General features: G+C 67.2%; 11 protein-coding genes. 6 read left to right on the top strand and 5 right to left on the bottom strand.

Features of this window, described 5'->3' with window-relative positions:
* Positions 1-21: 21 nt before the first annotated feature.
* The gene (gene ggt / locus FHT98_RS16595) at positions 22-1617 is read right to left on the bottom strand and encodes a gamma-glutamyltransferase (protein WP_142114666.1); all 1596 of its coding nucleotides are present in this window, start codon (positions 1615-1617) and stop codon (positions 22-24) included.
* Between the two features lie 97 nt (positions 1618-1714).
* Between ggt and ilvA the strand changes: the two genes are divergently transcribed.
* Together ilvA and FHT98_RS16585 are read left to right on the top strand one after the other, a co-directional pair.
* A complete protein-coding gene (ilvA, locus tag FHT98_RS16590) occupies positions 1715-3334 on the top strand; it encodes a threonine ammonia-lyase, biosynthetic (RefSeq protein WP_465246932.1) in 1620 nt (539 codons plus the stop codon).
* 22 nt (positions 3335-3356) lie between these two features.
* The gene (locus FHT98_RS16585) at positions 3357-4235 is read left to right on the top strand and encodes a LysR substrate-binding domain-containing protein (protein ID WP_142114664.1); all 879 of its coding nucleotides are present in this window, start codon (positions 3357-3359) and stop codon (positions 4233-4235) included.
* Positions 4236-4238: 3 nt separating this feature from the next.
* Here FHT98_RS16585 and FHT98_RS16580 read toward each other — a convergent pair whose 3' ends face one another.
* Positions 4239-5297, bottom strand: a complete 1059-nt coding sequence (locus FHT98_RS16580; protein ID WP_142114663.1) for an ornithine cyclodeaminase — start codon at positions 5295-5297, stop codon at positions 4239-4241.
* A 128-nt stretch (positions 5298-5425) separates the two neighbouring features.
* Between FHT98_RS16580 and FHT98_RS16575 the strand changes: the two genes are divergently transcribed.
* The 3 genes from FHT98_RS16575 to mgrA all read left to right on the top strand — a co-directional run bounded on the left by FHT98_RS16575 (position 5426) and on the right by mgrA (position 8661).
* Positions 5426-5863, top strand: coding sequence for an Lrp/AsnC family transcriptional regulator (locus FHT98_RS16575; protein ID WP_091858294.1), 438 nt, complete (start codon positions 5426-5428; stop codon positions 5861-5863).
* 249 nt (positions 5864-6112) lie between these two features.
* Complete coding sequence (locus tag FHT98_RS16570; protein WP_142114662.1) at positions 6113-7543, top strand: aldehyde dehydrogenase family protein; 1431 nt, start codon at positions 6113-6115, stop codon at positions 7541-7543.
* 95 nt (positions 7544-7638) lie between these two features.
* Complete coding sequence (gene mgrA / locus FHT98_RS16565; protein WP_142114661.1) at positions 7639-8661, top strand: L-glyceraldehyde 3-phosphate reductase; 1023 nt, start codon at positions 7639-7641, stop codon at positions 8659-8661.
* A 134-nt stretch (positions 8662-8795) separates the two neighbouring features.
* On the opposite strand, the gene FHT98_RS16560 is transcribed toward mgrA, so the two are convergent.
* Positions 8796-9284 carry an Lrp/AsnC family transcriptional regulator gene (locus FHT98_RS16560; protein ID WP_091858305.1) on the bottom strand — a complete coding sequence of 163 codons (489 nt, stop codon included), beginning with the start codon at positions 9282-9284 and terminating at the stop codon, positions 8796-8798.
* A gap of 169 nt (positions 9285-9453) precedes the next feature.
* Between FHT98_RS16560 and FHT98_RS16555 the strand changes: the two genes are divergently transcribed.
* A complete protein-coding gene (locus tag FHT98_RS16555; protein WP_142114660.1) occupies positions 9454-10812 on the top strand; it encodes an aminotransferase-like domain-containing protein in 1359 nt (452 codons plus the stop codon).
* 13 nt (positions 10813-10825) lie between these two features.
* On the opposite strand, the gene FHT98_RS16550 is transcribed toward FHT98_RS16555, so the two are convergent.
* Together FHT98_RS16550 and lpdA are read right to left on the bottom strand one after the other, a co-directional pair.
* Positions 10826-11233: a DUF983 domain-containing protein gene (locus FHT98_RS16550; protein WP_061968707.1), complete on the bottom strand. Its 408-nt coding sequence runs from the start codon at positions 11231-11233 to the stop codon at positions 10826-10828.
* Positions 11234-11357: 124 nt separating this feature from the next.
* On the bottom strand, positions 11358-12755 hold the full coding sequence (lpdA, locus tag FHT98_RS16545; RefSeq protein WP_142114659.1) for a dihydrolipoyl dehydrogenase: 1398 nt from the start codon (positions 12753-12755) through the stop codon (positions 11358-11360).
* Positions 12756-12758 lie beyond the last annotated feature (3 nt).

Raw genomic sequence — 12758 nt, 5'->3', positions numbered from 1 at the left:
GGGGCGTTAAGGGCAGGTTCCTCAGACGGCGAGCGCGAAGCCGTCCTTGCGATGGTCGGAGGCGCCGAACATCACGCCGCGCTTGTGATCGACCCAGATCGCCTGGCAGCCGCCGAGCGGCTCCTCGGACCAGACCACGTCATGGCCGCGCGCCTTGAGATCGGCGGCGACGCTCGCGGGAATGGTTGTCTCCAGCGAGAGCTTGCCGTCATAGGCGAAGCTGCGCGGGGCATCCGAGGCCTGCTGCGGGTCGAAACCGCGGTCGAGGATGCCGGAGAGGAAATGGGCATGGCCGGTCGACTGGTACTGGCCGCCCATCACACCGAACGGCATGATCGGCTTGCCGTCCTTGGCCAGCATGCCCGGAATGATCGTGTGGAACGGGCGCTTGCGCGGGGCGATGGCGTTGGGATGGCCCTCGATCAGGCGGAAGCCCGAGCCGCGGTTCTGCAGCATCACGCCGGCCTTCGACGCATAGATGCCGCTGCCGAAGGCGGAGAACAGCGAGTTGATGAAGGAGACCATGTTGCCGTCACCGTCGACGACGCAGAGATAGATCGTGTCCTTGTGCAGGGGCATGTCGAAGGCTTCGGGCTTCGCCGCCTTCTCCAGGCTGATCTCCTTGCGGATGCGGCCGACGAACGGGTCCGACAGGAAGGCATCCGTGTCGAAGGGGCTGACAGCCGGGTCGGCGACCAGCGCGTCGCGCTGGCGATAGGCGGCCTTGCTGGCTTCGGCGAGGAGATGAATGCGGTCGGCCTCGCTGAGCTTCTCGTCCTTCATGTCGAAGCCTTCAAGGATGCGCGCGATGAGGAGCGCGGCGATGCCCTGGCCGTTCGGCGGGCATTCCCAGAGGCGGTGGCCGCGATAATCGGCGCCGATCGGATCGACATAATCCGGCTTCGAGGCGGCGAAGTCATCAAGCCCGATCAGGCTGCCGGCGGCACGGAGTACGCCGACCATATCCTCGGCGAGTTCGCCCTCGTAGAAGGCCGAGCGGCCCTCGCGGGCGATGCGGCGCAGCATATTGCCGAGCGCCGGATGGACCATCTTGTCGCCGACCGTCGGGGGATTGCCGCCCGGCAGGTAGACGGCGTTGCCGAGGCCGTGCTTCTCGATGCGGCCACGGGCCTTGGCCCAGTCGAGCGCGACGCGCGGCGTCACCACGAAGCCCTCCTCGGCGGCGCGGATCGCGGCTGAGAAGATTTCCTCCAGGCTCTTGCTGCCATGGTCGGCGACGAGGCGGCACCAGGCGTCGATGGCGCCGGGCACCGTGACGGCGTGGGGCGAATCCGCCGCGATCGAGGTCATGCCCTGACCGAGAAACCAGCCGAGCTCAGCCTTGGCGGCCGAACGGCCCGAGCCGTTGATCGCAACCATCTTGCCATTGGCCGGCGCGTAGATCGCGAAGCAGTCGCCGCCGATGCCGGTCATATGCGGGTCGACCACTGCCTGGACGGCCACCGCCGCGATAGCGGCATCGATGGCGTTGCCGCCGGCGCGCAGGATATCGACAGCGGCCAGCGTCGAGGCCGGATGCGAGGTTGCGGCCATGCCGCGGTCACCGACCGCAACCGGGCGGCCCGGCACCATGAAATCGCGATTGCCCCAGCTCATGCTCGTCTCCACCTCTGCGGCGCCGTCGCTGCGCGGCGCCTTGTTTCCCTCAACGCTTTCGCGCGCCGGCCGGGGGCTTGGCAATCCCGCCTCGCGCATGGCCGACGCCACCTGCCCCTCGCCGCACGCAACTGTGGCGATTGACATCCCGGCGCGGAGGGCTATCGCGACCGGGAAGGACGGGCCGGCCATGCAAGACTACATCCGCAAGATCATCGGGGCGCGCGTCTATGACGTTGCGATCGAAAGCCCGCTCGACCCGCTGCCGCGATTGTCCGCCCGCATCGGCGGCAGCGCCCTGCTGAAGCGCGAGGACCTGCAGCCCGTCTTCTCGTTCAAGCTGCGTGGCGCCTACAACAAGATTGCCGGGCTCTCGGCGGTCGAGGCCGAGCGCGGCGTGATCTGCGCCTCGGCCGGCAACCATGCGCAGGGCGTGGCGCTGGCGGCGAAGAAGCTCGGCATCAAGGCGACCATCGTGATGCCGCGCACCACGCCGGACATCAAGGTTCAGGCGGTGCGCAGCCTCGGCGGGCGCGTCGTGCTGCATGGCGAGAATTTCGACGAAGCCTATGGCCATGCCCGCAAGCTCGAAGCCGAGAAGGGGCTGACCTTCGTCCACCCCTATGACGATCCGGACGTCATCGCCGGCCAGGGCACGGTCGGCATGGAGATCCTGCGCCAGCATTCCGAGCCGATCGAGGCGATCTTCGTGCCGATCGGCGGCGGCGGGCTCGCGGCCGGCGTCGCAGTCTACGCCAAGTTCCTGCGGCCCGAGATCAAGGTGATCGGCGTCGAACCGGAGGATGCCGCTTCGATGGCCGGTGCTATCGCTGCCGGGGAACGCATCGTACTCGATCAGGTCGGGCTCTTCGCCGATGGCGTCGCGGTGCGGCAGGCGGGCGAGGAGACGTTCAGGCTCTGCCGCGAATTGCTCGACGAGGTCGTCACCGTCTCGACCGACGAGATCTGCGCGGCGGTAAAGGACATCTTCGAGGATACCCGCGCCATTGCCGAACCGTCCGGCGCCGTCAGCCTCGCCGGCCTCAAGGCCTATGCGGCGCGCGAGGCCAAGCGCAGCGGCGCGCTGATCGCGATCAACAGCGGCGCGAACATGAATTTCGACCGCCTGCGCCATATCGCCGAGCGGGCCGAGATCGGCGAGCACCGCGAAGCCCTGCTGGCGGTGACCATCCCCGAGAAGCCCGGCGCCTATCGCGCCTTCATCGAATTGCTCGGCCGGCGCGCCATCACCGAGTTCAACTACCGCTATTCCGATCCGAAGGCCGCGCGCATCTTCGTCGGCGTGCAGCTCTCCGAGGGCGATGCCGAGAAGCGCCAGATCATCGCGATGCTGACCGAGCATGGATATCCCGTGCTCGACATGAGCGACAACGAGCTGGCCAAGCTGCATATCCGCTACATGGTCGGCGGCAAGGCGCCGGGGCTCGGCGACGAATTGATCTTCCGCTTCCAGTTCCCGGAACGGCCGGGCGCGCTGCTGAAGTTCCTGAACAGCCTCTCGGCCGATTGGAACATCTCGCTCTTCCATTACCGCAACCACGGCGCCGATTACGGCCGCATCCTCGCCGGCATCCAGATCCCGCCGGCCCAGCGCAGCCAGCTCGCGAAGCGGCTCGATGCGCTCGGCTATCCCTATTGGAGCGAGAGCGACAACCCGGCCTATCTGTCGTTCCTGGCGGAGATGCCGGCGCCGTGAATAATCGGCTTAAGGTGGAAGCATGACGCTCGAACAGCTGCGCATCTTCGTCGCCGTCGCCGAGCGCGAGCACCTGACGCAAGGCGCGCGGGCCCTCAACCTCACGCAATCGGCGGTGAGTTCCGCGATCACGACGCTGGAGGCGCGCTATGCGACGAAGCTGTTCGATCGGATCGGCCGGCGCATCGCCCTGACCGAGGCCGGCAAGCTCTTCCTGATCGAGGCCCGCGCCGTGCTGGCGCGAGCGACAGCTGCCGAAGCCGTACTCTCCGACCTCTCGGGGCTGGCGCGCGGCTCGCTTGCGCTGGTGGCGAGCCAGACCGTCGCGAATTACTGGCTGCCGCCGGTGATCCAGCGCTTTCGCCGGGAGCATCCCGGCATCGCCGTCTCGCTCGCGATCGGCAATACCGAAACCGTGAGCGCCACCATCCGTGACGGCGTAGCCGATCTCGGCTTCATCGAAGGCGAGATCGACGACCCGGCCCTCTCCATGACTGAGGTCGACGAAGACGAACTCGTTATCGTGGTGCCGGCTGGCCACCCCTGGGCGAAGAGCGCCCCATCAGCCGAGGAACTCTCGCGAGGCGGCTGGGTCCTTCGCGAAGCGGGCTCGGGAACACGGGCGATGTTCGAGGCGGCGCTGCCGGGACTCGGCCTCGCGGCAGACGGCCTCAGCGTGGCGCTGGAACTGCCGTCCAACGAGGCGATCTGCGCCGCGGTTGCGGCCGGCGCGGGCGCGACCGCGATCTCGCGGCTTGTCGCCGCCAACGCCATCGCCGCCGGACGCCTCGTCACCGTGGCGCTGCCGCTGCCGAAGCGCCGCTTCCTCGCCTTGCGCCACAAGGAACGCTACCTCGCCAAGGCAGCGGCGGCGTTCCTCGCGCTTAGTCAGGCTGGCTGAACCTCAGGCCGCCGCAGCCGAGCCCGGTGCGGCGCGCATCAGCATGCCGAAGAGATCGCGGGAATCGTCGGGATCGGCGATCAGGTCGAGATCGACATAGGTGCCGGCCTCGCGGATGCGCTCGTAGACATAACGCAGTGCCGAAAAGTCCTCGATCGCGAAGCCGACCGAGTCGAACATCGTGATCTGTCGTGCATCCGTTCGGCCCTGAGCCGCTCCCGTGATGACCTTCCAGAGCTCCTCGACCGGGTGATCGGCGTCGAGCTGCTGGATATCGCCCTCGATGCGGGTCTGCGGCGGGTACTCGACGAAGATCGAGGAGCGCAGCAGGACGTCGCGGTGGATCTCGGTCTTGCCGGGGCAGTCGCCGCCGACCGCGTTGATATGGATGCCGGCGCCGACCATGTTGTCGGTCAGGATCGTCGCGTACTGCTTGTCGGCGGTGACGGTGGTGACGATCTCGGCGCCCTCGACCGCTTCCATCGCCGTGGCGCAGCGCGTGATCCTGAAGCCGTGCCGCGCGAGATTGCGGGCGCATTTCTCGGTCGCCGCCGGATCAACGTCGTAGAGCCGCAGGTTCTCGATGCCGAGAATCGCGCGGAAGGCGAAAGCCTGGAACTCGGACTGCGCGCCGTTGCCGATGATGGCCATGGTCGAAGCGTTCTTCGGCGCGAGATGCTTCGCCGCCACCGCCGACATCGCCGCCGTGCGCAGGGCCGTGAGAATGGTCATCTCCGAGAGCAGCACGGGGTAGCCGGTCGCCACGTCCGACAGCAGACCGAAGGCAGTGACCGTCTGCAGGCCGGCCTTCATGTTCTTGGGGTGGCCGTTGACGTATTTGAAGCCGTAGAGCTTGCCGTCGCTGGTCGGCATCAATTCGATTACGCCTTCGAGGCTGTGCGAGGCGATCCGCGGCGTCTTGTCGAAGATCTCCCAGCGCCGGAAATCATCCTCGATATAGCCGGCGATGTCGGACAGCATCCGCTCGATACCGATCGCATGGACCAGCTTCATCATGTGGTCGACGCTGACGAAAGGCACGACGTTGAGCTGCTGAATCATGGGTCCCCGCGCTGTTCTCGTTGAAGGAGCGATTGTCCCTGTTTTCGGCGGCAGGCGATAGAAGCCAAAACGACCAGATCGGCGCCAAGATTGATCGATATGACAAAGTCATCTATCCATTTCGAGCAATGGACGATCTCGACCGCAAGCTCATCACCCTGCTGCGCCATGACGGACGGCGCAGCATCTCGGACCTCGCCGCCGATCTCGGCCTGACGCGGGCGACCGTCCGCGCGCGGCTGGAGAAGCTGGAGCAATCCGGCGAGATCATCGGCTTCACCGTGATCCTGCGCTCGGACGCCATCGACTTACCCGTACGCGGCATCACGATGATCGAGATCGCCGGGCAGGCGGCGGATTCGGTGATCGATGCGCTCTCCGGCTTCACCGAGGTCTCCAGCATCCACACCACCAACGGCAACTGGGACCTCGTGGTCGAGCTCGGCACCTCCGACCTGATCGCCTTCGACCAGGTGCTCCGGCATATCCGCATGATCCCCGGCGTGACCAACAGCGAGACCAGCCTGCTGCTGGCGACGCCGCGCAGCGTCAAGGCGCGGCTCTAGTCTCGACAAGAAGCGCCACTGCATGGCCGCCATCCGCAAACGCGGCGCGGCGCCCCGTGACAGGCGCGCATCCGCCCCCTAACGTTATGCCTCGTCAGATACAGCGTTGGTGGCGGCCGGCGATGCATGATCGCGCAGGGCCGCCCGTTCGCGTCGGACAACCACAGTTCCCGCTCGGGGCATGGATGATCGGCCGTTTCCCGGCAGGCTGTCCGCGTCTTGGGCCAAGACCAAGGCAGGAGACCAGACATGGCGCATGAGCTCGAATTCTATATCGACGGCCAGTGGGTGAAGCCGTCCGGCAATCGCACGCTCGGCGTGATCGACCCGTCGAACGAAGAGGTCTTCGCCACGATCGCGCTCGGCGAGCAGGCCGATGTCGACAAGGCCGTCGCCGCCGCCCGTGCCGCCTTCCCCGCCTTCGCCAAGACCTCGAAGGCCGAGCGCCTCGCCCTGATGCGCCGTCTCGCCGAGGCCTACAAGAAGCGCTACGACGACATCGCCAATATCCTGTCGCGCGAGATGGGCGCGCCGAAGGAGCTGGCGCATCGCGCGCAGGCCGCGATGGGCACCGCCCATCTCGCTAAGATGATCGAGACCCTCGAAAACTTCGAGTTCGAGGAGCTGCGCGGCACCACGCTGATCGCCAAGGAGCCGATCGGCGTCGTCGGCATGATCACGCCGTGGAACTGGCCGCTGAACCAGATCATGTGCAAGGTCGCGCCTGCGCTCGCCGCCGGCTGCACCATGGTGCTGAAGCCCTCCGAGATCGCCCCGCTCAACGCCATCATCTTCGCGGAAGCGATGGAAGAGGCCGGCGTGCCGAAGGGCGTGTTCAACCTCGTCAATGGCGACGGTCCGACGGTGGGCGAAGCCATCTCGCGCCATCCGGGCGTCGACATGGTCTCCTTCACCGGCTCGACCCGCGCCGGCATCCTCGTCGCCAAGGCGGCGGCGGATACGGTCAAGCGCGTGCACCAGGAGCTCGGCGGCAAGTCGGCCAACATCATCCTTGATGATGCCGACCTGAAGAAGTCGGTGAAGCTCGGCGTCGAGAGCGTGATGCGCAATTCCGGCCAGTCCTGCAATGCGCCGACCCGGATGTTCGTACCGGAGAAGCTGCATGAGGAAGCCCTCGCCATCGCCAAGCAGGTGGCCGAGCCGCTCAAGGTCGGTGCTCCCTCGGCGGATGGCGTCTTCCTCGGCCCCGTCGTCAGCGAGGTCCAGTACGACAAGATCCAGCGCCTGATCGAGGCCGGCATCAAGGAAGGCGCGACGCTGGTCACCGGCGGCGCTGGCCGTCCGGAAGGGCTCAACCGCGGCTACTATGTCCGTCCGACCGTGTTCGGCGGCGTGACCGACGAGATGGCGATCGCCCGCGAGGAAATCTTCGGCCCCGTGCTGTCGATCCTGCCCTACAAGAGCGACGACGAGGTGGTCTCGCGCGCCAACGACACGCCCTACGGCCTGGCTGCCTATGTCCAGTCCGGCTCGCAGGAGCGCGCCCGCAAGATCGCGGGCCAGATGCGCGCGGGCAATGTCTATATCAACTACCCGGCCTGGGACGCGGGCGCGCCCTTCGGCGGCTACAAGCAGTCCGGCAACGGCCGCGAATATGCCGATTTCGGCCTCGAGGAGTTCCTGGAGATCAAGGGCACGGTCGGCTACGCCGCGGCCTGATCGTATCGCGACCTGACGACAACGAGGCCCGGTGGACCAAAAGCCGCCGGGCCTTCATTTTATTCTCCGTTTCAATCGATTGAGAGGGCCGAGCCATGGTCAATCCGAACCGCTACGACGCGATGCGCTACAACCGCTGCGGCCGCAGCGGGCTGCAATTGCCGGCGCTCTCGCTCGGCCTCTGGCAGAATTTCGGCGAAACCGGCAGCCACGCCAATATGCGCGAGATCTGCCGCACGGCCTTCGACCTCGGCATCACCCATTTCGACCTCGCCAATAATTACGGGCCCCCGCCCGGATCGGCCGAGACCGCCTTCGGCGAGATTCTGGGCCAGGATTTCGCGGGTTATCGCGACGAGCTCGTGATCTCGACCAAGGCCGGCTACCGGATGTGGCCGGGCCCCTATGGCGAATGGGGCAGCCGCAAATACCTGATCTCCAGCCTCGACCAGAGCCTGAAGCGGATGAAGCTCGACTATGTCGACATCTTCTATTCGCACCGCTTCGACCCGAACACGCCGCTGGAGGAGACGATGGGCGCGCTCGACGCCATCGTCCGACAGGGCAAGGCGCTCTATGTCGGCCTGTCCTCCTATAATGCGAAGCGCACGCAGGAGGCGGTCGCGATCCTGCGCCGGCTCGGCACGCCCTGCCTGATCCACCAGCCGAGCTATTCGATGCTCAATCGCTGGATCGAGCAGGACGGCCTGCTCGATACGCTCGATGCCGAAGGCATCGGCTCGATCGTGTTCTCGCCGCTGGCGCAGGGCATGCTGACCGACAAGTACCTCAAGGGTGTGCCGGCCGGCAGCCGCGCCGACAAGAAGGCGCCCTCCTTCCGCGACGGCTTCCTGAGCGAGGCCAATCTCAGGAGCATTGCGGCGCTGAACGAGATCGCAGCCGCGCGCGGCCAGAGCCTCGCCCAGATGGCGATCGCCTGGGTGCTGCGCGGCGGGCGCGTCACCTCCGCCCTGATCGGCGCGAGCCGGCTGGAGCAGGTGACGGATTGCGTCGCGGCGCTGAAGAACCCTGAATTCTCGGCGGAGGAGCTGGCGGCGATCGACAAGCATGCCGTCGATGGCGGGATCAATATCTGGGCGGCTTCGGCGGAGCGCTGAACATTCCCTCCGCCGTCATGCTCGGGCTTGACCCGAGCATCTCGGAAACCAGCGCCCTCTTGTCACGAGTTTCTCGGGTCGCCGCTGCGCGGCGCTCGAGAATGACGGCGTGTTAGCAGCGTGCGCCGCGTCGCTCAATCCTCCTCCGGCACCGCCGCGATCGGGAGTGCGCTGGAGCGCTTCACCTGGCCGAGCGCGAAGCTCGATTCGATCGAGGCGACGCCGTCGAGGCGGGTGAGCTTGTCCTTGAGGAAGCGCTCATAGGCCGGCAGGTCGCGCACGACGATGCGCATGAGATAGTCGCGCTGGCCGGTCATCAGGTAGCAGTCGACCACCTCGGGCCAGCGCGCCACGGCCTGCGAGAAACGGTCGAGTTCGTCCTCGCGCTGGCGCTCCAGCTTGATCGAGACGAAGACGCTGATCGGCAGGCCGACCTTGGTCTGATCGATGATCGCGGCATAGCCGGTGATCACCCCGGCCTCCTCCAGAATGCGGATGCGGCGCGCGCAGGGCGAGGCCGACAGACCCACGCGCTCGGCCAGATCCTGCACCGAGAGGCGCGAATTGATCTGCAATTCCGCGATGATCTTGCGGTCGAGCGCATCGAGGCGCAGGCGTGCCATGCCCTGTCTCCGGTCCCGGCTGAGATCGCTCTATGACAGGAGAGGCCAAGCACGACCACCGGCATCTCCGCGGAAACGAACAGCGGCGACGGCATGGCACTGGCGTGGGGAGCCCGCCCGCGCTATGCGATACCTACAATCCACCGAATGTATGGAAGCCAGTTCAGCGATGGTCGACAATGACGGGCTTTCCTGGACCGCCCAGCTCGATCCGGCGGCCGGGCCGCGCTATCTCCAGATCGTCGCTCAGCTCGAAGGGGCCGTCGCGACCGGGCTATTGCGGCCCGGCGACCGGTTGCCGCCACAGCGCCGGCTCGCCGAGCACCTCGCCGTCGATCTCACGACCGTAACCCGCGCCTTCGGCGAGGCCCGCGAGCGCGGCTTGATCGACGCGGTGACGGGGCGCGGCTCCTTCATCTCGGCGCGACAGGAACAGGAAGGTCCGCCGCTCGACCTCAGCATGACGATCCCCCCGGCGCCGAAGGGGCTGCGGCTGGGCGAGTTGATGCAGCGCGGCATCGCCGAGATTCTGGCGCGCAGCGATGCCGACCAGTTGATGAACTATCATGGCGGAGCCGGCTCTCTCGCGGAGCGCGCAGCCGGCGCGGCATGGCTCGCGCCTCTGATGGGCACGGTTTCCCCGCAGCGCATCGCCGTCGTTCCCGGCGCCCAGGCCGGGCTGAACGCCCTGCTCTCGTTCTTGGCCCGGCCCGGCGAGACGATCCTGATGGAGCCGCTGGCCTATCCCGGCCTGATCGGCGCGGCGCGGCAACGCAGGCTCGCGATGGCTCCGGTCGCAAGCGATGAAAACGGCCCGCTCCCGGATGCGCTCGACGAGGCCGCCGGCCGCTACTACGCGAGGTTGTTCGCGCTGACGCCGACGCTGCAGAATCCGATCTGCATCACGATCCCGGAAAGGCGCCGCATCGACCTCATCGCCGCCGCCCGCAAGCGTGATCTCACCCTGATCGAGGACGACCCCTACAGCCTGCTCGCGGGCGATGCGCCCGTACCGCTGGCAGCGCTGGCGCCCGAGCGAACATGGCATGTCGCGACCCTGTCGAAGGTGCTGACGCCCGGCCTGCGCACAGCCTTCGTCGTCATGCCGGAGGACGCGGACAGCGCGCCGTTCCTCGCCGCATTGCGGGCGACAGCGCTGATGCCCGCCCCCCTGATGACGGCGCTCGCGGCGCATTGGATCAGGATCGGCGCAGCGAAAGACCTGCTGGATGGCGTGCGGCGCGAGGCGGCTGAACGGCAAACGCTGGCGCGGGGGATCCTGCCCGAGACGATGCAGGCTCATCCGCATGCGCTGCATGTCTGGCAGCCCCTGCCCGCCCATTGGGCGCGCGACCGGTTGATCGAGCGCGCCCGCGAGGCCGGACTCGGCGTCATGGCGGCCGATGCCTTCAGTACGGGTGGCGTGGCACCGGATGCGATCCGGATTGCGCTGGGTGCGGTTCCGGAACGGGCGCGGCTGGCGGAAGCGCTCGGCCTGCTCGCCGCATTGATCCGCGACGGAGGCTGAGCGCCCGGCTGGCTCAGTTGGAGGCGACCGGCTTGTCCTGCGGCACCGCGCGGGCGAGCCGGCCCTCCTCCGCCTTGTGGAAATATTGCGAGGCGATCAGCCAGCCCTTGAGCGGCTGCAAGGGCGGGATGCAGGTCGCCAGGATCAGCGGCAATGTCGTGACCAGGTGCACCCAGGTCGGCGGGTTGTAGCTCAATTCCAGCCAGAGCGGGAACGCCACGGCCGGGATGCAGAGGAACATCATCACGAAGAAGGCCGGGCCGTCAGCGGGGTCGGCAAAGGAATAATCCAGGCCGCAATTCTCGCATTTCGGCTTCAGCTTCAGGAAGCCTTCGAACATCTTGCCCTGCCCGCAGCGCGGGCAGCGGCCGCGCAGGCCGGTCTGGAGCGGAGAGAGTGGCGGCCAGTGCTCGCCGGACATGGAATGTCTCCTCGGGACGGCGCCGTTCATTTGGCGTCGTCCTTCAGATCGCTCTCGATACAGACAATGTCAAGATTGTATGCATCTTAGCTGGCTGCCTGCGCGGATCGGTCGCGGGGAGCGCTCAGATATGCAGCGCGTGGCCCAGCGCCTTCATCGCGGCCTCCGGGAAGGCCTCGCCCAGCGTCGGATGGGCGTGGATCGTGCCGGCGATGTCCTGCAGGGTCGCACCCATCTCGATCGCGAGACCGAAGGCCGCCGACAATTCCGAGACGCCCTGTCCGACCGCCTGGATGCCAAGAACGAGTTCGCTGCCCGCCTGCGCGACGACGCGCACGAAGCCGGCCTCGGCATGGCGGGTCATCGCCCGGCCATTGGCGGCGAAGGGGAACTGGCCGATCTTGAGCTCATGGCCGGCGCGCTTGGCCTCGTCCGGCGAGAGGCCGACCGAGACGATCTCGGGATCGGTGAAGCAGATCGCCGCTATGCCGCGCTTGTCCCAGGCCCGCGGCAGGCCGGCGACGATCTCCGCCACCATCTCGCCCTGCGCCATGGCGCGATGCGCCAGCATCGGCTCGCCGGTGACGTCGCCGATGGCGTAGATGCCGCGCATCGCCGTCTCGCAGCGCTCGCCGATGCGGATGAAGCGCCCGTCCATGTCGAGCACGAGATTTTCGAGCCCGAGACCGTCCGTGACCGGTTTGCGGCCGACGGTGACCAGGATCTTGTCGGCCGGCAGGCTGCGCTCCTTGCCGTCCGAGGTCTCGATGCGCAGGCCGTCGCCCTTCGGTGTCGGGCCGAGCGCCTTGGCGCCGGTGAGCACCTCGACGCCGAGCGCGGTCAGGCGCTTGGAGATCGGGCCGGTCAGTTCGGCATCGTAGAGCGGCAGGATCTTGTCCTGTGCCTCGACGACCGTGACCTTGGCTCCGAGCTTGGCGAAGGCGGTGCCCAGCTCCAGCCCGATATAGCCGCCGCCGACCACGACGAGGCGCTTTGGTACTTCGGTCAGCGCCAGCGCGCCGGTCGAGGAAATGACGTTGCCGCCGAACGGCAGGAAGGGCAGTTCGACCGGGGCGGAGCCGGTCGCGATGACGATGGCCTCGGCCTGGATCGTCTTCGGACCGGTCTCGGTCTCGACGACCACGGTCTTGCCGTCGCGGAAGCGGGCCTTGCCATGGACGATCTTGACCTTGGCCTTGCGCAGCAGGCCGGCGACGCCGTTGTTGAGGCGCTGGACGATGCCGTCCTTCCAGGCCACGGCCTGTTTCAGGTCGAGCTTCGGCTCGGCCGCGGTCAGGCCGAAGGGCGTCTTGCCGGCGGCGGCCTCGGCCGCCTTCTCGAACTCCTCGGCAACATGGATCATCGCCTTCGACGGGATGCAGCCGACATTGAGGCAGGAACCGCCGAGCTTGGTGCTCTCGACGATGACGGTATCGATGCCGAGCTGGCCGGCACGGATGGCGCAGACATAGCCGCCGGGGCCGGCGCCGATGACGAGGAGCTTGCAGGTGATTTCGGTCATGGC

The organism is Allobosea sp. AK1 (genome assembly GCF_006714945.1).
GTDB lineage: Bacteria > Pseudomonadota > Alphaproteobacteria > Rhizobiales > Beijerinckiaceae > Allobosea > Allobosea robiniae.
The sequence above is the reverse complement of the archived record's forward strand: the minus strand, read 5'-3'. Positions and strand labels throughout refer to the sequence as shown.

Excerpts from the sequence above, each read along its gene's own strand:
- ggt (WP_142114666.1), bottom strand. The coding sequence starts at position 1,617 with ATGAGCTGGGGCAATCGCGATTTCATGGTGCCGGGCCGCCCGGTTGCG.
- ilvA (WP_465246932.1), top strand. The coding sequence starts at position 1,715 with ATGGCCGACGCCACCTGCCCCTCGCCGCACGCAACTGTGGCGATTGAC.
- FHT98_RS16585 (WP_142114664.1), top strand. The coding sequence starts at position 3,357 with ATGACGCTCGAACAGCTGCGCATCTTCGTCGCCGTCGCCGAGCGCGAG.
- FHT98_RS16580 (WP_142114663.1), bottom strand. The coding sequence starts at position 5,297 with ATGATTCAGCAGCTCAACGTCGTGCCTTTCGTCAGCGTCGACCACATG.
- FHT98_RS16575 (WP_091858294.1), top strand. The coding sequence starts at position 5,426 with ATGGACGATCTCGACCGCAAGCTCATCACCCTGCTGCGCCATGACGGA.
- FHT98_RS16570 (WP_142114662.1), top strand. The coding sequence starts at position 6,113 with ATGGCGCATGAGCTCGAATTCTATATCGACGGCCAGTGGGTGAAGCCG.
- mgrA (WP_142114661.1), top strand. The coding sequence starts at position 7,639 with ATGGTCAATCCGAACCGCTACGACGCGATGCGCTACAACCGCTGCGGC.
- FHT98_RS16560 (WP_091858305.1), bottom strand. The coding sequence starts at position 9,284 with ATGGCACGCCTGCGCCTCGATGCGCTCGACCGCAAGATCATCGCGGAA.
- FHT98_RS16555 (WP_142114660.1), top strand. The coding sequence starts at position 9,454 with ATGGTCGACAATGACGGGCTTTCCTGGACCGCCCAGCTCGATCCGGCG.
- FHT98_RS16550 (WP_061968707.1), bottom strand. The coding sequence starts at position 11,233 with ATGTCCGGCGAGCACTGGCCGCCACTCTCTCCGCTCCAGACCGGCCTG.
- lpdA (WP_142114659.1), bottom strand. The coding sequence starts at position 12,755 with ATGACCGAAATCACCTGCAAGCTCCTCGTCATCGGCGCCGGCCCCGGC.